Annotated in this window: 18 protein-coding genes; 9 read left to right on the forward strand and 9 right to left on the reverse strand. The window is 44.5% G+C overall.

What is annotated here, in order from left to right; translation table 11 throughout:
- Positions 1-4 precede the first annotated feature (4 nt).
- The 5 genes from ZX61_RS11190 (at position 5) to ZX61_RS11210 (ending at position 8256) form a co-directional block, all read left to right on the forward strand.
- Positions 5-1660 carry an alpha-keto acid decarboxylase family protein gene (locus ZX61_RS11190; RefSeq protein WP_049844708.1) on the forward strand — a complete coding sequence of 552 codons (1656 nt, stop codon included), beginning with the start codon at positions 5-7 and terminating at the stop codon, positions 1658-1660.
- A 285-nt stretch (positions 1661-1945) separates the two neighbouring features.
- The gene (locus ZX61_RS11195) at positions 1946-3271 is read left to right on the forward strand and encodes a sphingomyelin phosphodiesterase (RefSeq protein ID WP_049844709.1); all 1326 of its coding nucleotides are present in this window, start codon (positions 1946-1948) and stop codon (positions 3269-3271) included.
- The gene (locus tag ZX61_RS11200) at positions 3271-4239 is read left to right on the forward strand and encodes a hypothetical protein (RefSeq protein ID WP_049844710.1); all 969 of its coding nucleotides are present in this window, start codon (positions 3271-3273) and stop codon (positions 4237-4239) included. The genes ZX61_RS11195 and ZX61_RS11200 overlap by 1 nt, the downstream gene beginning before the upstream one ends.
- A 155-nt stretch (positions 4240-4394) precedes the next feature.
- Positions 4395-6809, forward strand: a complete 2415-nt coding sequence (locus ZX61_RS11205) for a M9 family metallopeptidase (RefSeq protein WP_082173463.1) — start codon at positions 4395-4397, stop codon at positions 6807-6809.
- Positions 6810-7062: 253 nt separating this feature from the next.
- A complete protein-coding gene (locus ZX61_RS11210) occupies positions 7063-8256 on the forward strand; it encodes a DUF3103 domain-containing protein (RefSeq protein ID WP_049844711.1) in 1194 nt (397 codons plus the stop codon).
- Between the two features lie 54 nt (positions 8257-8310).
- On the opposite strand, the gene ZX61_RS11215 is transcribed toward ZX61_RS11210, so the two are convergent.
- The 5 genes from ZX61_RS11215 to ZX61_RS11235 form a co-directional block, all read right to left on the reverse strand.
- On the reverse strand, positions 8311-8607 hold the full coding sequence (locus ZX61_RS11215; protein WP_049844712.1) for a hypothetical protein: 297 nt from the start codon (positions 8605-8607) through the stop codon (positions 8311-8313).
- A gap of 114 nt (positions 8608-8721) precedes the next feature.
- On the reverse strand, positions 8722-9663 hold the full coding sequence (locus tag ZX61_RS11220) for a universal stress protein (protein WP_049844713.1): 942 nt from the start codon (positions 9661-9663) through the stop codon (positions 8722-8724).
- A 171-nt stretch (positions 9664-9834) separates the two neighbouring features.
- Entirely contained in the window at positions 9835-10290 is a 456-nt protein-coding gene (locus ZX61_RS11225; protein WP_049844714.1) for a GNAT family N-acetyltransferase, read from the reverse strand.
- Between the two features lie 25 nt (positions 10291-10315).
- Positions 10316-10828 carry a DUF6653 family protein gene (locus tag ZX61_RS11230; RefSeq protein ID WP_049844715.1) on the reverse strand — a complete coding sequence of 171 codons (513 nt, stop codon included), beginning with the start codon at positions 10826-10828 and terminating at the stop codon, positions 10316-10318.
- Between the two features lie 9 nt (positions 10829-10837).
- On the reverse strand, positions 10838-11263 hold the full coding sequence (locus ZX61_RS11235; protein WP_049844716.1) for a gamma-glutamylcyclotransferase family protein: 426 nt from the start codon (positions 11261-11263) through the stop codon (positions 10838-10840).
- Positions 11264-11516: 253 nt separating this feature from the next.
- On the opposite strand from ZX61_RS11235, the gene ZX61_RS11240 reads away from it, so the two are divergent.
- The 4 genes from ZX61_RS11240 (at position 11517) to ZX61_RS11255 (ending at position 14070) form a co-directional block, all read left to right on the forward strand.
- A complete protein-coding gene (locus ZX61_RS11240) occupies positions 11517-12377 on the forward strand; it encodes an alpha/beta fold hydrolase (protein WP_049844717.1) in 861 nt (286 codons plus the stop codon).
- 131 nt (positions 12378-12508) lie between these two features.
- A complete protein-coding gene (locus tag ZX61_RS11245; protein ID WP_049844920.1) occupies positions 12509-12736 on the forward strand; it encodes a ParD-like family protein in 228 nt (75 codons plus the stop codon).
- Positions 12726-13508, forward strand: a complete 783-nt coding sequence (gene map, locus ZX61_RS11250; protein ID WP_049844718.1) for a type I methionyl aminopeptidase — start codon at positions 12726-12728, stop codon at positions 13506-13508. The genes ZX61_RS11245 and map overlap by 11 nt, the downstream gene beginning before the upstream one ends.
- 148 nt (positions 13509-13656) lie before the next feature.
- Complete coding sequence (locus ZX61_RS11255) at positions 13657-14070, forward strand: VF530 family DNA-binding protein (protein WP_004743668.1); 414 nt, start codon at positions 13657-13659, stop codon at positions 14068-14070.
- 68 nt (positions 14071-14138) lie between these two features.
- Here the strand turns inward: ZX61_RS11255 and ZX61_RS11260 are convergent, their stop codons facing one another.
- Genes ZX61_RS11260 through ZX61_RS11275 form a run of 4 tightly spaced genes read right to left on the reverse strand, consistent with a single transcriptional unit; the run spans position 14139 to position 18858 of the window.
- Positions 14139-15926 (reverse strand): aminopeptidase P family protein, encoded by a 1788-nt coding sequence (locus tag ZX61_RS11260; RefSeq protein WP_049844719.1) that lies wholly within the window; start codon positions 15924-15926, stop codon positions 14139-14141.
- The gene (locus tag ZX61_RS11265) at positions 15923-16921 is read right to left on the reverse strand and encodes an ABC transporter ATP-binding protein (protein WP_049844720.1); all 999 of its coding nucleotides are present in this window, start codon (positions 16919-16921) and stop codon (positions 15923-15925) included. Before ZX61_RS11265 ends, ZX61_RS11260 begins: the two co-directional genes overlap by 4 nt.
- An 8-nt stretch (positions 16922-16929) precedes the next feature.
- Positions 16930-17919 carry an ABC transporter ATP-binding protein gene (locus tag ZX61_RS11270; RefSeq protein WP_049844721.1) on the reverse strand — a complete coding sequence of 330 codons (990 nt, stop codon included), beginning with the start codon at positions 17917-17919 and terminating at the stop codon, positions 16930-16932.
- 9 nt (positions 17920-17928) lie between these two features.
- Positions 17929-18858, reverse strand: a complete 930-nt coding sequence (locus tag ZX61_RS11275; RefSeq protein ID WP_049844722.1) for an ABC transporter permease subunit — start codon at positions 18856-18858, stop codon at positions 17929-17931.
- Positions 18859-18862: the final 4 nt, after the last annotated feature.

The raw sequence follows: 18862 nt of genomic DNA on the forward strand, positions 1-18862 counted from the left end.
TAGTATGGAAACGAATTATACCGTCGGTCAGTATTTGGCAGACAGACTAGAAGAACTGGGTTTGGGGCATTTGTTCTCCATCGCCGGTGATTATACGATCGAGTGGATCAATAATTATATTGAACCAGGTAATATTGAGTTGATAGAAGAGGTTAATGAACTCAATGCAGGATACGCAGCAGATGGCTACGCGCGTCTCAAAGGAATAGGAGCCATGTGCTTCACCTATTCGGCGGGAACATTAAGCGCAGTGAATGCGGTTGCGGCTTCCTATGCTGAACGGGTACCTGTTGTGGTGATTAACGGCTCACCAAGTATTGAAAAACGACTTACTGCGCAGCAAACAGGATTTGTTTTTCACCATATGATTAATGGTGAAACGGATTTAAATATTTATCAAAACATAACTGCTGCAGCGGTTAAGATTGATAATCCTAGTTCAGCGCCAGGGCTGATTGACTACGCGCTCACACAATGTATTTCTGAGAAACGCCCCGCTTATATTGAACTGCTAGAAGACATGGTTCAGTTACCGTGTACCCCACCCGTTGGCAAGCTAATGCCAAATAAACCTGTCGCATTGCAAGCGAATGTAGACAATTCGGTTGCTAAAATTCAGCAGCAGTTAGTAAGCGCCGCCAAGCCAATTGTCTGGTTAGGAGCTGAAATTGATCGCATGGGACTCCATCAGCAGGCAAGTCAGTTGATAAAGCAACTTAACCTCCCGTATGTGACAGAGCTGGTGAGTAAAGCAGTCGTTTCTGAAGAAGACCCATTATTTGTTGGTGTATTTGATGGCAAAGCGTCATCACAAGTTACGCAAGATCTGGTCGAGCAATCGGACTTTGTTTTAGCACTTGGGGTATGGTTGTCAGATATCAACTCGCTAGGTGAAAGCGTTGATTACGAAAAAACTGCGTTGATCTCCTATGATACGGTTAAGTATGCGACTTACTTTATGCCGCAAGTCCCGTTGGGCTTCTTTATTGATGGTTTACTTGAGAATAAAACTAGTTGCTCATTTACTGGTGGCATTCCGAAACCTGCTATTGTTGAGGAAAATCAGTTTGTAGGCGCCATTTCTTACCAAGGCTTCTATGAGTTCATTAAAGCCAAACAGTACATCAATAACAATACCATTGTCGGCAGCGATGCCAGTCTCAACTTTTTCGGTAGCATGCTACTTGAAGTGGGCGCACCACGTGGTTTCATTGCGCAACCGACGTATTCATCAATTGGCTATATAGGACCAGCCGCGACGGGGTTGAGCTTGGCAAAAGAAGACCAGCAAAGAGTCATTGTCTTTACTGGAGATGGTGGTTTTCAAATGACGCCGCAGTGCCTTTCAACTCAAAGCCGATTTAGTCTTAATCCGATCATCTTTGTCATGGATAATGGCGTGTATGGCGTAGAACAGTGGCTGTACGATGCTGAGGTCTTCTCGGGAGATAGAGACTTCTACGATTCATGTATATTGCATCGGTGGGATTACAGCAAGCTAGCGGAGGTGTTCGGGTGTAGGGGTTGGCAAGTCGAAACATACGCGGAGCTTGAGTCTGCTATCCTAGGAGCGTTGGAAAATTCAAACGGCCCATCACTGATACAAGTGAGAGTTCCTGCCAAATCTATTCCTGACAATGCTAAGTGGAAACAAAAATAGCGCTATTCCAAACAGCAAACCAATAGAATGAATTAATAGCTTTCTCAAATGAGGAGGCTATTTTTCATCAGTAACTTTGTTGTCCTAAGACCTACAATTGATTATTAAACTTTGATCTGTTGTCAGATTTGTAGTTATGAAATTTCCACTTGTTACACGGAAATGGCGTGTAATTCACGATTTTGTATCGACAACCCCTACTATTTTTAATGTCACATATTCATAACATTTATGTAAAGCATATGCTCTAGATTCAAGCCTTCAAAACAAAACAAGGATAACGTAATGAATTTAAAGCAGTGTTCCGTCGCCTTAGTCGCACTGATGGCAAGCTCGGCTTTCGCTGACACAGATGTTTACCTAACCAACAATTCTCCTCAATCTTTGACTATTCAGGTTAGCCATGATGGAACTGACCAACTCAAACATGGTGAAGAGTGGCAACAGCATGTTGAGACTATAGGCCCTTGGGAGACCAAGCAGGTGATGAGCTTTAACCGTTGGGAAGGTGTCAAATCCGGTAAAACCTACCGATTTAATACGGTCGTTTCTAACCCAGTGGGTGAAAGCGTGACGTTAAACCAAGTGATGAAAGGGCATTGGTACAACTCAACGATTGAGTATGGTGTCTCTGCGTCTGACGTTGCACTGAGCTTGAAAGATGATCGCAATATTCACCGCTACAATAGTCTGTCATTTGGTCAGCGAAGCGCAGAGCTTGCTTTTAAATCAGCCAAAACAGCTCGTTATGATGATCTTTACTACACCATCACCCCGCAAAAGGTGGAAGAGCAAGTAGAGAACGATGAAAACACACTTAAAATGATGACCTACAACATTTGGGCCCTGCCAGTTATCGCCTCTCACATCGGTGATCGCTATGACCTTATTCCTGACTATGTGAAAGGATATGACGTTTTGGCTTTACAAGAAGTGTTTGCCAGTGGGCGCGAAGCTTTTTTAAGAGAGCTTGCTAAAGAATACCCGTACCAGACCAAGATGCTCGACAAAGAAGGTATCAATATTTACGATGGTGGCGTAATGATTGTGAGTCGCTATCCTATTGTTAATCAGGCGCAATATGTTTTCCCTGATTGTACCGGTACGGATTGCTTTGCGGATAAAGGCGTAAACTACGCAGAAGTGATCAAAGGTGGTAAGGCTTACCATGTGTTTGCCACGCATACCGCTTCCTTTGATACCGATACTGCTAGGGACTACCGTCAGCGTCAGTTTAAGCAGATTCGCCAGCTAGCGACTTCACTTAACATTCCAAAGACAGAGACTGTCGTGTATAGCGGTGACTTCAACGTAAACAAGCTGAAGTTCCCGGGTGATTATCAACAGATGATTGCAAACTTGAGCGCTATTGAGCCAACTTACTCAGGTTACACGGCATCAACTTTTGATCCTCGTATCAACGATTTTGCTGGAGAAGCCATGTCAGGTGGAGAAAATGTTGAGTATCTAGATTACGTTATGGTGAGTAACGAGTATCAGGTGAAATCACATAACGATAACCGTGTGGATGTTCCTCGCTCCACTGACGAGCGATTATGGAAACACTATAATCTGTCGGATCACTTCCCTGTTACTGCGGTCGTTAAATAATGCTGCGTTTGTTGTCACTTATCATGCTCGTCGCTTCGGCGAGCATTATTGGTTGGTTCGTCATTGAGGACCAGTCGCCGATATTGATGAGCCATAGTGGTAACCCCATTAATTCAGCAGTTGAGGCGACCGTAACGTCTATTGACGGTGATTCTCAAGCTCCTGCAGACACAGCAGAAGCTGAGGCGTCACCGACTCAACCAAGTAAGCCCAATGCTAATGAGTGGCTAGAACGTTTTTCTACTCTTGAAGGAATGGCGCTAAACCAAGAACTCGAAGCATTCTGGCTCAATTGCCAATTGGTAATAAATTGTGAAGAACAGTTGGCAGAGCTGAAGCCGTTGATGGCAGACTCTGGCTATTTCTTATTGGCAAACTACCTACAATTAAAGCAGCAGTGGCAGGATAGCTTGGGTTCTCTGGAGTTAAACCAATTGGCTACATTGGCAGAAAAGGTGGCTGAGTTTCAACGTCAAGCTAACGCTGTCTGGGGTCAGAAAGCTGAAACGCTACTCGCTGACCAGTTTGCTGCTTATGATTTTGTTCTAGAGTCCCAATCACTCGCTGATAGCTCCCCAAATGATTACCTAGCTGAGTTTCAATCGCTAGCGCAGCGTTGGCAAAAAGATGCGTCTTCGGTGGGGTTAGACGGTGGCGTTGAAACATTTGAAACGGCGGTTTCTCTCATTCCCGCTAGTTACAGCCAGCAGCAAAGAGAGTTGGTCATTGGTCAGCTTTCTGTCACGTATCTTACTCATGAGCAGGCCGGAGATATCTTGGCTCGCCAGCAGCAGGTGCAGGTTCAGCAGCAAGAAGTGCTCGACTACCAAAGCCAGCTTTCTGCATTGAAGTCCTCACTGAGTCAACAGCGAACTTCCACTTACGGTGCGATGACTGATTTAGATTGGATAGCCTATTACAACGAGCAAATTCGCCAGTTCCGTATTGAGTTTTTTAAATCTAAGTAATTGTTAAATAAGTGTTTAATGAAAACGATTGCTATTTATCTGGAGAGCGAAATTTTTGAATGGGAGTCTAAAAGGCTCCTGATATGTTTTTAGTCATTATATTGATGTTTGTTATAACGCGCAGGCCAATTATTAATAAAAACAGGGTGTTGCGAATGAAACAACGTCAATGGGCTCTCGGCAAGTTAGCGGGAGCATGTTTACTAGCGGGTTTGAGTGGTTATGCTCAAGCCTCTCCACAATGCGAATTTAACGATCTCTCTCAAGGCAACTTATTGGTTGAGAGTATCGCTTCTGCACAATCGTCTTGTTATCAGTCCTGGTTTAATGCGCCGACTGAAGCCGCTGTTTCACTTTATAGTGAAGCTTCATTAAACCAAGTTGTTCGTACGTTAAGTGCTGAAGTGAATCAGTATAGAGGCGAAGATGCGCAGGCTATTCGTATCGCCAATTTAAGTGAGTTTATCAAAGCGGCGTATTTCGCTCGCTATGGTACGCAGGAGCAATATGGTTACTTTTCTGATGAATTTAGCCGTACGATTGCACAAATCTCAGATCGTTTTATTCGTTCAAAGTACGCGATAGATTTAGGACGCGAGCAAGTTCAGGCTATGTCCTCTATGACTCTATTGGTTGATAGTGTCAAACAACTGCAATTGACGATGGATTCCATGCTGACTTTACTTGAGTCGTTTGACCGTGAAAACAGTAAGAACCTTCAATATGTTGATGGCTTAAACAATCTCTTCCGAGCCATGAATGGTCATATTGTTCGAGATGCTTTCTATGACGAGTTGGTACTCCATCCCCAGTACTTGCAAAGATTAAAACAATTTGTCGATAGCAACTTATGGGCGTTAGGGACGGACTCTGAGTTTCTTATTTACAACGCTGTTCGTGAAACAGGCCGCCTGCTGGCTGGCAGAAACGATGCGCTTAACCAGCAAGTGATGCCGTTCTTAGAAAACATTATGGCTCAGCATAAAGTAGGGACTGAAGGTGAAAAACTTTGGCTGGCATCCGCTGAAATGCTGCTGTTCTACGCACCTGAAAAGGCGAAAGAGCTCAATATTGAGGGGAAAAAGCAGCAATTAGAGCGACGCTTGCTAGTGAATCGCTATGAGTGTAGTGGTCCGGCCATCATTCGCTCTCAGAATCTTACTCAGCAGCAATCGCAGCAAGCATGTGAAATATTGAGTTCGACTGAGGCTGATTTTCATCGAGTTGCCAATACAGGGCAAGATCCCGTTAAAGACGATCACAACAGCAAGGTTGAGGTTGTTGTTTGGCAAGACAATGATTCGTATACCACTTACTCGAACTTCCTATTTGGCAACAGTACCGACAATGGCGGTCAGTATTTAGAAGGCAATCCATCGGACGAGAACAACGTAGCGCGATTTTTAGCTTATCGATACGCATCAGAAGAACTCTCAATCCTGAACTTAGAGCATGAATACATTCACTATCTTGACGGTCGATTTAACTTATATGGTGGATTTAGTAAGACATTAAGTGAAGGAAACATCGTTTGGTGGCTAGAAGGTTTTGCTGAGTACATGCATTACAAAAAGGGCTATCAGGCTGCGGTGGATCTTACTGGTGATGAACACTACTCCTTAGCCGAAATATTCGCCACCACGTACGATCACGATCTAAACCGAGTCTACCGCTGGGGTTATCTAGCCGTTCGATTTTTGTTAGAGCAACACCCAAGTGAGGTTGATCGTATTCTTCAGTACGCTCGATCTGGCGATTACTCAGCTTGGAGTCGAGAAGTAAAGTTGTTGGGATCAGAACTAAGCACTGAGTTTGCGACTTGGTTGGACAGTGTGTCGGTGGAATCTCACACCGGAGACGGCAGTGAAGGAGACTCAGGCCCAGTCGAAACACCTCAGTCTCAAACGTTTGAAAGCATTGGCTTAAACCGATTGCATAGTTTTAGTGCAGAGGATTACCAAGAGCGCTTATTCTATGTCGATGTTCCCAATGGTGTGTCTGAGTTTAGCGTGTCGATCACAGGTGATGGAGATGCCGATCTTTATGCTAGCTACGAAAAAGTTGCTCACTATTATGACTACCAAATGTCTGAGTTTCAGCGTGGAAGTGAAGAAACGATTGAATTTGCAGCCCAATCAAATGGATTGATTGCCCCTGGGCGGTACTACTTTAGTTTGGCGGCGCGCGAAGCATTTCAAAATGTTGAAGTCGTTACGTTTGCCAAAAAGCAAATTCAAACTCACAAACCTAAAGATGATCTGTCGCCACTATTGATTGAAAACAACAAGGCGAAATCACTAACGGTTAATGAGCGCCGTTATATTGGCTTATACGTTGAGCAGCCAGGTACTGTTCGTGTTTGGTTGACACCTAAACAGCAAGATCAAGGAAAAGTGGATATGTACGTTGGGCTTGAGGCTTGGGCATCTGAAAGTCAATATGATTTGTCCACAACTTCGCAAGGTAAATACCAGTATCTAGAGTTCAATGTCGATAAAACGGGCTATATTCACTTCACGCTCGCTACTTCTCATGCAGACAGTGAAATAGAGCTATTTGCAAGCTACTAAAACTAAACATAAAAGAGTGCTTATGCGCTCTTTTTAGTTAATGATTTTACAAATGTGTCAATAGGTGGGTGTTAAATTCGCTGTTGCTAAATTAGACAAAATTAAATATTGATATTTTATGTAATAGAGTGATCTTGAGCAGAAAAATTGACCAAAATCTAATCATTTTACTTCCTCTTATCCATCAAGCTGATAGGTTGTAGTTGTAGATTAATTACTCTACTACTGATAATTATTACAATGAGGATCATTTATGAGACCGAATATTTCTATCAGCTTAATGCTTGCAACGGCAGTGGTTGGATTCCAAACCAACGCAAAACCTCTAATTGCACAAGACATGACTTCCTTGTCTAAAGCAGAAGAAATTTCCAAACAGAAACAAGAGCTCGCACTTCAGTTCAGTGAAAGGTATCAATCGCTGGAAACTAACCTGAAAGCGCAAATCACTGAGAAGAATCTATCTGCTTCGGTCAGTCAGATTCAGTCAGCACAACCTTATTCTGCGTTTAGTCGTCAGTTACAACAAGCTGACCAAAACTATCGCACCATGAAAGGGGTCGAAGACTTTACCGATTCTTTGATTGAGCTTCGCATTGCGGATGCCTCGATGGTAGAGCAGTGGAAGCAGGGTGAAAGTCCACTCTTTGCATTTGAACCATCGGGTGATGACTCAAACTGGCAATACGTTGAGGCTTATGATGTTTATGGTCAGCTTCACCAGTTAGATGTGTATGAAATGCCTGACGTGCCTGTATTCGTCGTCGACAGTAACGGTGCTGAAGAGTTACGAGCGGGTCTTGAGGCGATGCAAGCAGAGATGCAGCGTCTAGGGCAGCCAACTAAGTTAACCACAGACGAACCGGTGGCTAAACCAAAAGCTCAACGGGTTAGACGCTCTGTCATGACAGCGGATGTTCAGCCTCTTAGCACAACCCAACTAACTAAGATTCGCCTAAACGATGACCAAGAACCTTGGATTTCTGGTAAAGCAGAGATTTACGCCATCATTACTGGGGTCGATCCAAGCCGCGATGCGCCGCAGATCGATTTGGTTGAAATGCCGTATTTAGATTACGACGGTCAAGATTATTATCCTGGTCAAACAATGATCATCTGGCCTCGTTACCGTTGGGGAGCCGTTGATATGGTTCTGATGGAGCAAGATGACGGTACAGATTACAAGGAACTGGCAAAACTACTGGTGAAAGCCGCAGAAGAAATCTTGAAAATGATTCCAGATCCAGAAGTACAAGGCTATGCCATTATTGCTCAAATCACAGGTAAAATTATCGATGTCATCCCCGATGGATTGCTGACAAACGATGATGACTACGTTGATGTTTACTACACCTTAATGCAAAACACACCGTACGTTGATCGACCAGGGGCGGGGGGCAATGCGACGGCAACCTTTACGCCAGTAACCATAAACCCTACCGAGTAAACCTTAAACGCAAAATGGGACTGATTAGTCCCATTTTTGCGTTACAGTATATTCCTAAGCTAACAAAGTTTGCAAAACTTGCACTGAAACGAAACTAATCAGCTTAGAGATTAATACGATCCAGATACAACCCTCTAAAGGCGTTTCAGTCACGTAATAGAGGAGGCTCACAAACAGCACAAGGCTTGCAATCCACCCAACAACAGGGACTAAGGAAACGAGCGCAACGGCGACGACAATCCCAGCTAACGAGGCTAAATGAACGTTTTCAAGCGCAATTTGAGCCGCGACATACAGGCAACAAGCAGAAATAAAAACTTCAAATGCAAAAGCAATGGCTTCTGACACCATGAGTTCTCCTCATAAATGCGTTTATGGTGTTTGCAGCCATTGACGTCAATTAAGTTATGATTATTGTTATCACTACCAGTTTAGTCGAACTTGTAGCTTTTAAATTTATTCCGATTATGGCTTGGTTAAAACAGGTGAACTAAACGTATCGGGTTTGAGCGTGATCACCGAGCAATCTAGTTGATTGATCATTGCTTCCGCAGTATTACCCAATACAAAACCAGATATTCCAGAACGAGACATAGAACCCAAGATAACGAGATCCATCTTGTAGTCGGCAACGTATTTTGGGAATACTTCACGAGTCTCCCCTTCTAGCACTTTAGGCTCTATTTTTATTGGGTTATCTTTATGCACCTCTAATAGTGCATTTAAACGGGATAGCCGTTCTTTGCGCATTTCTTTGGCTAGTAGAGCAATCTCAATGTCACTATAACCACTCCAATCACGTAAGAAACCTTCTGACTCAAATTTCCACACATGGCAAAGAGTGAGCGAAGCGCCAACGCTTGAACAAAAATCTATTGCCATAGATAGAAGCTGGGCATTGAAATCTTGATATTCATCGTTAGTTAGGTCGACGGCGACAACAACATTGCGAATGGAGCTAGGGACTCTGCTTAGAGACCAGATGGGGGCTTCTGACTTACGCATTAGATTTAAAGTATTGCTGCCTCTTTCGCAGGCATCTTTTTTAGATTGCCGATAGGAGTTAATGATGATCATGGAGGCATCTGATTCATCAGCCTCTTTTATGATTTCAATGAATGGAGTGCCAACACGTACCTTGGTACTAAAACGTATATTGGAATATTGGTCTGATAGGGTACGTGCTTGTTTTTCTAAATCGTTTTTTAAGTGATGGGTCGCTTTGTCAAGAACGTTTAATGATGATCCTGATAGGTGATAAATTTCCTTGAACTCGGCCAGTTCTTTAATAACAAGTAGCAAGGTCACGTTTGCTGAGCACTTATTGGCGAACTGAAATGCTTGATGGTGGGAATCATCAATCTCTTGACCAGGAGCAATCGGTACCAAAAGTTGAGTGAATGTCATATACCTTCCTCCAAATTAATATGAAATCGATCATTTAACTCTTCTAACTATAGGTAATGTGTCCTAGATTATCATTTTGGTTTCGTACTGTTTTTGAGATTTTTGTCGAGCTACAGAGATAAAAAAGGAGAACAACTGTTCTCCTCTGCTTTATTCAGCTTATTGGGTGAGTTACGCCACTTGTCTGCTGTCTAGTTCAATTACAGCCAGCATATCGTCGTGCTCTATATCGATGCCAGTTTCAACGAAACCAAATGTATTATAAAAATCTTTGGCGACAGGGTTGGAAGGGTTGTAACGGATTTCAATCTCGCGAACGCCTTGTCTTAGTTTCATTTCATCGAGTGCAAGATTTAACGCCGCTCTACCGAAGCCTTGAGCCTGATATTCTGCTGCAATCATAAAGCGCCATATTGATGATTTGGTTTCTGTTTCGTGCACCCACATCAAGAACCCAACCAATGTATCGCCTGCGTAAATCGCCCGAGTGATATAGCCTTCATTGAATGCCGCCTCTACCAACGACAACGTATTTGGTGCAAGGAAGTGTTCTTGCTCTTGTGACACTTGCAAGTGGCAGACTTGCATATAGTTACTCTTATCTATTTTTTGTAGTGAGCATTTCATTGTTTTCTCCTAGATAACCGACTTGTTAATCTTTAAACCAAGACTGATAAACAGGGTTTAAATCCTTAGTATCTTGATAAATCCATACCATGCGATCGACAAACCAAGCCTTGGTCGCCATAAGCCAAAGCATGCCAAAAAGCATGGACTCAATGTGGAGCGAGTAGACACCATAAATCCAAACGGGCAACCCTAATATTTGTAATATCATCAATAGATTACACATAGATAGATGATGCTGAGGGATGATAGCTTCTTTACTGCGGTTTAGATAGATACGCTCACCAAATGTGCCCATTGAAGCCCAGTTGTTGGTTGATTCAGGAGCAGGGAATAGGCGTGGATTCAGCCATACCCAAGTTAACACCAATAACGTTGGGATCAGTGAGTACCACCCTAGCCAGTCGCGCGAGGCCAGCGCTAGTGTGAGCAATGGCAAAATTGTAAACCGAGAATAGACACTCCAAGGGCTAGAGTGTTTTGCCCAAGCACTGTCATCCATCGACATGGCTTTTTCAGCGAATTTTAAGATATCCATTTCAATCCTTTAGGAAGTGGCATACCGGCTACGATAAAGTTTCGCATGTGACAAACAATATTCATCAGTTAACTCAGCTCGAATATCAGCGTCTACCAGCATTTCTGGCGGTTTACCATAAGCATACACGGTCAGTGATTCCCCGGTTTCCACGCACTCCACTTCAAGTGAGATTCTCCGATAACCGTCCTTCGCATCAATACGTTCAAGCTTGTCCATCGCCGACAAAGCTTGGTCAGTAACGCTAAAAATTTGGCCTTTAACTGGGTAGCCTTCTCCGTGTTGTAAGACTAGCCAAGGGGAATGGCGTTCACCAATCAGGTAAAGAGGGAATCGCTGTTTGGTTTGGAACGTATTGCCATAGCGAATCCCTTTATTAGTTTTAAAATTAGGAAAACCTTCCTTTAGCGTTCCAAAAACAAATACCTTGTACACCCAACTCTCCCTAGTTTGATGGCGAATACTAGCTATCTAATATGCCATTAATATACTATGCCGGCAATGGTGCTCTATAATACGGTATTGATTTCAAAGCGTATGTTTAATAACCTCCGACCAACTTATCTAGAGACTTAAAGACGACCATGACACTTATTCGTTGACGATCTTTACCTAACTTCAAACACATAGACACTCACTCTTTCTTAGCGGAGAGGGAATAAACTTGAATTGAAAAAGGTAATTCTCAATGAATACACTTATTATTGAATCTGGAGATTATAGCCTTAAGGTTATTATTAAAGGTGCTGGTAAACCCCTGCTGATTATTGGAAGCGCTGATTATTATTACCGCGTTATGCCAGAGTCCATTTACTCTCGTATTAAATGCATTTATGTCGACCACCGAGGCTTTTCACCGTGTCAGCGCAAGCCACACACAGATGACGTTTCGCTTGATATTATCGCGGATGATATTGATCTTATTTGCCAATCTTTAGAGTTAGACACAGTTGCTATATTTGGTCACTCTGGCCATGGATATATGGCAGCGTACTTTGCTATTCGCTATCCAACACGTATAAGCAGCCTAGTGTTAAGCAACATTTCTCCCAGTCTGTCACCCGAGATGCAAACGAAGCAATACGACCGCTGGGAATCTCAAGCCGATGAGACCCGAAAGTCTTACTTTGCTGAAAATATCGTAAAACTAAATGACGATATTCAAGCGCAACCAGAACGTAAATTTGTTCATATGTGTCATCGTTTGGGAGCTATGCGCTGGTTCGACTTTGTCTTTAACGAATTGCCGTTGTGGGAAGGTTTCCCGGCACATACGGTTCTTTTAGATAAGTTATGGGGTCAAGTTTTCACTGAGATAAGTGGAGATTTCTATCAAGCACTACCTGCGATACCACTATTGATCATAGGATCCGATCATGATTTTAGTATTGCGCCATTGGAGTGCTGGCAATCCGTTGATTTTGGACCCGCTAAGGCAGAGTTTGCAATGATCAACCACGCGGCACATACACCAATGCTAGAGCAGCCCGAACAGTTTCTTGAGGCTCTAGAAAGGTTTATGAGTCGTAGCGGCAACTACGCTGGTTAGAGAAAAGCTAAGTTTTGAATAACCAAAGAGCATAGCTACTGGTGTGCTCTTTTTAGCCACATCATTTTCAGCTTGACGGATTATGCACCATACATACAATAAATATACGGATCATATATAAAATGTATTTTATGGGTATTGTTAAGATTTCTGATGAGCTACATGAAGAACTGAGAAAAGCGAGCTCTGTGATGGCGCGTTCGATTAACTCGCAGGCAGAATTCTGGATCAAGATTGGTATGCTTGCTGAGCTGCATCCTCAGCTCTCTTTCAATGACTTGGTGGCAGATTTAATGAAATCGGCAGAAGTGTCAGTGAGCAATGTTTCTGCGACAGAAGGCGTTGCTAATGAACAGTAATGTAGCGATCAAGTCAGAAAGCGAGATTGAATTGATGCGCACCTCCGGCAAGTTGTTGGCTAAGGTGTTTCATATGCTGGATCACTACGTGAAGCCGGGTATTTCAACCATGGACATTAATAACCGAGTTGAAGATTTTATTGTCAATGATCTACAGGCGAGACCCGCCAGCAAAGGACAGTATGATTACCAGTACGTACTCAATACTTCGTTGAATGAAGTGGTTTGTCATGGTGTGCCTAAAGTTAGCCAAATCTTAAAGAGTACCGACATTATCAATTTGGATATTACGCTAGAGAAAGGTGGCTTTATCACTGACTCAAGCAAAATGTATGTGATGCCCGATGCAAACCCACTGGCGCGAAAGTTAGTGAAAGTCACTTATGAAGCGATGTGGCAGGGAATCAAGCAAGTCAAACCAAGAGCGCGTCTTGGTGATATTGGGCATGCCATTCAGAGCTATGCAGAGACTTACGGCTACAGCATAGTAAGAGAGTATTGTGGTCACGGCATTGGTCTAGAAATGCATGAAGAGCCGCAAGTGCTTCATTATGGTATTCGCGATACCGGTTTGCTGCTAAAAGAAGGCATGGTGTTTACCATTGAGCCTATGGTTAACCAAGGGACCGAGAAAACCAAGACCAAGAAAGATGGCTGGACGGTGATAACCCGAGATAAAAAGTTGTCTGCTCAATCAGAGCATACTGTGTTGGTCACAAGTAGTGGATATGAAGTGCTGACGTTACGAGAAGAAGAAAGCTTACCTAGTTGATAATAAGGATAGGGAAGCTAGATTAACTCTGTTAGAATCCGCGCCACCAAGTGTTGCTGTCCTTACTATTTGGACACTTATCCATCAGGGTATGAGCAATACTGGCTATTTAACTCGCTGCAATTAGTAAGACACCTAGGATCTCAATATGATGACCGATGAAGAAAGAATTGAACTACAACAAAATAACCCTCTACACGGCCTGAAACTAGAGACTTTACTACAAGAGTTAGTAGACTTTTATGGTTGGGATATTTTAGATACAGCAATGCGCTTCAACTGCTTCCACACCAATCCTTCGATTGCCAGCAGCGTAAAATACTTAAAGAAAACCGACTGGGCGAGAGAGAAAGTAGAAAACTTTTATCTGTACCGTTTTAAGCGTATGCCAAGAGCATCTAGTGAAGAGTATGACTTACCTCCGCGCGCGCGCACTTTCCCACATGGCCTTAAACCTAAAGAGCCAATGGAACTGACCGTTGAATCAATATTGAATTCACAAGCAAAGGCGGCCTCGGCGCATAAAGCGCGTTCTTCGCGCGGCGGTCGTTCACGAAAATAACGGTTCAACAAAACCTATTGATTCTGCCAGATACATCATGGTGTATCTGGCAGAGTGACTGGATCAGGTTAGATCGCCTGCGTGGCTTTCTCTAACCAAACTTTTCCTTGCTCATCGAGGTCTGGTGAGAGCTTGCACCAACACTGCCGATGGTAGTTGTTGAGCCATTCAATCTCACTGCTATCAAGCATCGATTTATCTATCATCTTGGTCGCGATTGGCGCGAGGGTTATGGTCTCAAAGCCATAAAAAGTGCCAAATTCGTTCTCTTCTAACTCGATCACCTTCATGATGTTTTCAATCCGAACTCCATGCACACCTTCGCGGTAAACACCGGGCTCATTAGTTATTACCATACCCGGTCTAAGGGCGACTTCGGCAGGATTTTGCGAAAAGTTTTGCGGCCCTTCATGAACATTCAAACATATGCCGACACCATGACCAGTACCACATTTATAGTCGATGCCATGTTGCCACAACACGCCGCGCGCCATGATATCGAGATTGGCTCCAGTCGAACCTTTCATAAAGCGAGTTTGTGTTAGGCGGATGACAGCCTTTAGCACTAAGGTGTAGTCCTTTCTTTCTTGTGCTGAAGGGTTGCCAAAGTGGAAGGTGCGAGTGATGTCTGTTGTGCCACCTGGATATTGCCCACCCGAATCGACAAGGAAGAAATGGCTCTCATCGACTTGGTAGCAGCTCGTTTCGTCTGCTGCGTAGTGCATCTTAGCGCCATGCTCAGCAAAACCCGCGATGGTTCTAAAGCTTTCGCCTAAATAGCCGTCAATCTGTTTGCGGTAGTCCATCAATTGTTGTTCAGCATTTAACTCGGTGACTTTGCCACTGGGTACTTGTTCATCCAGCCATTGCATGAATTTAACGACCGCCACGCCATCTTGGCGCAAGGTCTCTTCCATACTTGCAAGTTCGGTTGAATTCTTTAGGGCTTTCATTAGCGTGACAGAGCATGGGCGGTCAACTAGACATAACTCAGATTTAATCAGGCTTGCTAACAGGCTGTCACAGTTTTTAGCGGTATAAATGACCCTAGCGCCTTTTTCGATAAGGTTTAACGCTGTGCTAAGGTGTTCGTAATCATGGATATGAACCTGAGATTCTTCAAGTGCGGCGACAACTTGCTGAGTGAGCTTTCGATTATCAATAAACAAACGACAACTTTGCTTATCGACGAGTAGGTAGCCCTCAGATATCGGGCAATAGGCGGTATCGCCTCCACGAATGTTGAGCGTCCACATCACGTCGTCTAGCGTTGAAATCAATAGTGCATCGGCTTTCTCATCATTGAGGTATTGATGAATCTGAGCGACTTTTTCGCCACATGTAAGCCCTGCAATCTCTATTGGATGGTTAAAAACAGGTGCAGTCGGTCGCGACGGTCGATCATGCCAAATAGGGGAAATAAGATCGTGCTCTAGTACCACTCGAATCGATTTGTCTTCGAATGCGCGAGTAAGCTCATCGAAAAACTGCTTGCTGATACTGCGACCATCGACACCTACCGTTGCGTTTTGTGGCAAGGTTTGAGCTAACCATTGCGCAATTGTTGGCGTCTCGGCTAGGCGTGCTTTAAACAGCGATAAACCAGAGCCTTCGATTTGCTCGGCTCCTTGAATGTAGTAGCGTCCATCGGTCCAAAGTCCGCCGCCATCTTTGGTCACTACCACATCGCCAGCAGAGCCAGTAAAGCCGGATATCCACTGCCTTGCCAGCCAATAATCGGCCGAGTATTCACTGGCATGCGGGTCATTATTGGTGACGATATAGGCATCAAAGTTATGTTTTTGCATGCCATCACGTAAAGCGTTAAGTCGTTGTGGAACAGTGGTTAAAGTCATAATGGTTGGCTTCCTAGCAAAGTATGGGTACAGAAAATGTGGTGGTCTGGCAGACCACTTCGAGTCGGTTTTTGTTGACCACACAAATCAGTGGCACTTGGACAACGGGTGCGAAACACGCATCCGCTTGGTGGATTGAGCGGCGAAGGAAGATCGCCAGGCAATAGTTGAATATTGCGATTGCGAGCGAGTGTTGGGTGAGCGATAGGAACTGCAGATAATAAGGCTTTCGTGTAAGGGTGCTGGGCGTCATCGAAAACCTTATCGTAACGCCCAACTTCCATCGGCTTACCTAAATACATCACCATGACACGATCGCTTATGTGTCTTACTACACTTAGGTCGTGGGCGATCATGACCAGTGTTAAACCCATCTCTTGTTTTAAATCATCAAGAAGATTAATCACCTGCGCTTGTATCGATACATCAAGGGCACTTACAGGTTCATCGCACACCACTAAGTCGGGTTTGAGGATCAGAGCACGCGCGATGCCCACGCGTTGACATTGACCGCCCGAGAACTCGTGCGGATAGCGATTTCGCTGGCTTGCAAGTAGGCCCACTTTGTCCATCATCGCGATAACGCGACTCTCTACCTCTTGGCGGCTTAAGTGGGGTTCATGAGTCAGTAAGGGTTCAGCGATACATTCGGAGATCGTCAAACGAGGATTCAAACAAGCAGAAGGATCTTGAAACACCATTTGAAACTCACGGCGTTTTTTCGCTAGCTCTTGTTTACCAAACCCACGCATATCTTGCCCCTTCCATGAGAGCTCGCCACCTGTCGGTTCTATCAAGCGAAGCAGTGCTCGTGCTAGGGTCGATTTTCCGCACCCAGACTCACCGACAATGCCTAAAGTTTCTCCACGGAACACTTCTAAGTCGATACCATCGACGGCTTTCACCACTTTTCGTTTACTTGGCAATATGTGTTTATTGATTGCGAAGTGAACTTTTAGATCACGCGCTGAAAGTAAAACTTCTGCTTGGTTCATGTTACCTCCTAAGCTGAACGCGCAATGGATGTGATGGAAGCGGGGGCATTGACATGGCAAGCTAACCCTTGGCTCGGAGAGAGCGCTCTAAATGGCGGCATTTGCGCACTGCACTCTGCCCGATACTCGTTGCAACGTTCTTTAAAAGGGCAGCCTTTGTTGTGAATCAGTGCACTAGGGGGATTGCCGGGAATGGTAGGCAGGCGATCCATATCTTCACTGATTGAAGGAATCGCTTTGAGAAGACCTTGCGTGTACGGGTGAGAAGGAGTCGCGAATATTGACTCCGTATCCGCTTCTTCCATTTTGCGCCCGCCATACATGACTAAGACTCGATCACACATTTCCGCAACCACGCCCATATCATGGGTAATAAGCAGAATGGCGGTGTTAAACTCGGCTTGCAGCTCACGCAATAGAGTCAAAATTTGCGCTTGTACCGTTACATCCAATGCGGTGGTCGGTTCATCCGCGATCAGTAGCTCAGGTTTACACAATAGTGCCATTGCTATCATTACTCGCTGGCGCATGCCGCCGGACATTTCATGCGGATACTGCGCCATCCTTGTGGCAGCTGATGGAATCCTTACCGCATCAAGCATCGCAATGACTTCTTTATCGGCTTCTTTGCGTGACATGCCTTTGTGAATCATCAAAACTTCGGCAAGTTGTTTACCAATTTTCATAAACGGGTTAAGTGAGGTCATCGGATCTTGGAAGATCATGCCAATCTTTTCTGCACGAATATGATTGAGTTGGCTCTTTGACATCGAAAGTAGGTTTTCACCGTGGAAATTGGCTTCACCGCTGACCAAACCGTTGTCAGCAGTTAAGCCCATCAGCGCAAAAACCGATTGGCTTTTGCCCGAGCCAGACTCACCGACAATGCCCAAGGTTTCGCCCTTGTTTATGCTATAGGACAAATCACTGACCGCTTGCACTAAGCCATCAGGGGTTTGGAAGCGCACATTCATCTGGTTAATCGAGAGAATACTCATCACTACTCCTTAGCGATCTTTTGGATCGAGTGCGTCACGCAGACCATCACCGATAAAGTTAAAACAGAACAAGGTGGCAACAAGGAAAATTGAAGGGAACACCAATTGCCAAAGGGCAACATCTATTGTTTTCGCACCCTCAGCAATTAAGATGCCCCAACTGGTATCGGGTGGTTGAACGCCCAGCCCCAAAAAGCTTAAGAAGGATTCAAACATAATAAATCCCGGCACCATTAATGAGGAGTAAATCATCACAATGCCCAGTACATTGGGTAACACGTGACGGCGCACTATGGTCAACCGAGATACACCGATAGAATGGGCTGCTTCGATAAACTCTCTTTTCTTGATACTGAATGTGACACCGCGTACGACCCTAGCAATTCCGAGCCAAGAGACCATGCCGATCACAACAAAGATAAGGTAGATATTATTACCAAATAGGGTAACGAACAGAATGACCAGAAACATAAATGGGACAGAGTCGAGCACTTCGATAATGCGCATCATAGTGCCGTCAACGATGCCACCAAGGTAACCAGATAAGGCTCCCCAAGCGGTTCCAATCACTACCGCAACCAGTGCGCCCATAAAGCCAACCATGATCGAAAGCCTGCCTCCCTGCATGGTTCGGGCGAAGATATCTTGGCCTAAGTCATCGGTACCAAAGTAGTGACCAGAACTGATTGAAGGTTTGCCCAACTCATAAGGGTCAGCGACCACGTTCCAGTCAATTTCATCGTGACCGAAGGCAGCGAGCTGCGGGCCGAACGTGATGCACAAGACGATAAACATCAACACATAAATGGATGTCATCGCGGCACGGTTTTTACGAAAGCGAGTCCAAGCGTCTTGCCATAAGCTACGCCCTTCAACCGCTTCGACTTGAGAGCTTACTTGATCCGCTAGCTCCTTGGCGTCAATACGTTTGGTTAACATTGGT

The organism is Vibrio sp. VPAP30, assembly GCF_001188205.1.
GTDB classification, from domain to species: domain Bacteria; phylum Pseudomonadota; class Gammaproteobacteria; order Enterobacterales; family Vibrionaceae; genus Vibrio; species Vibrio bivalvicida.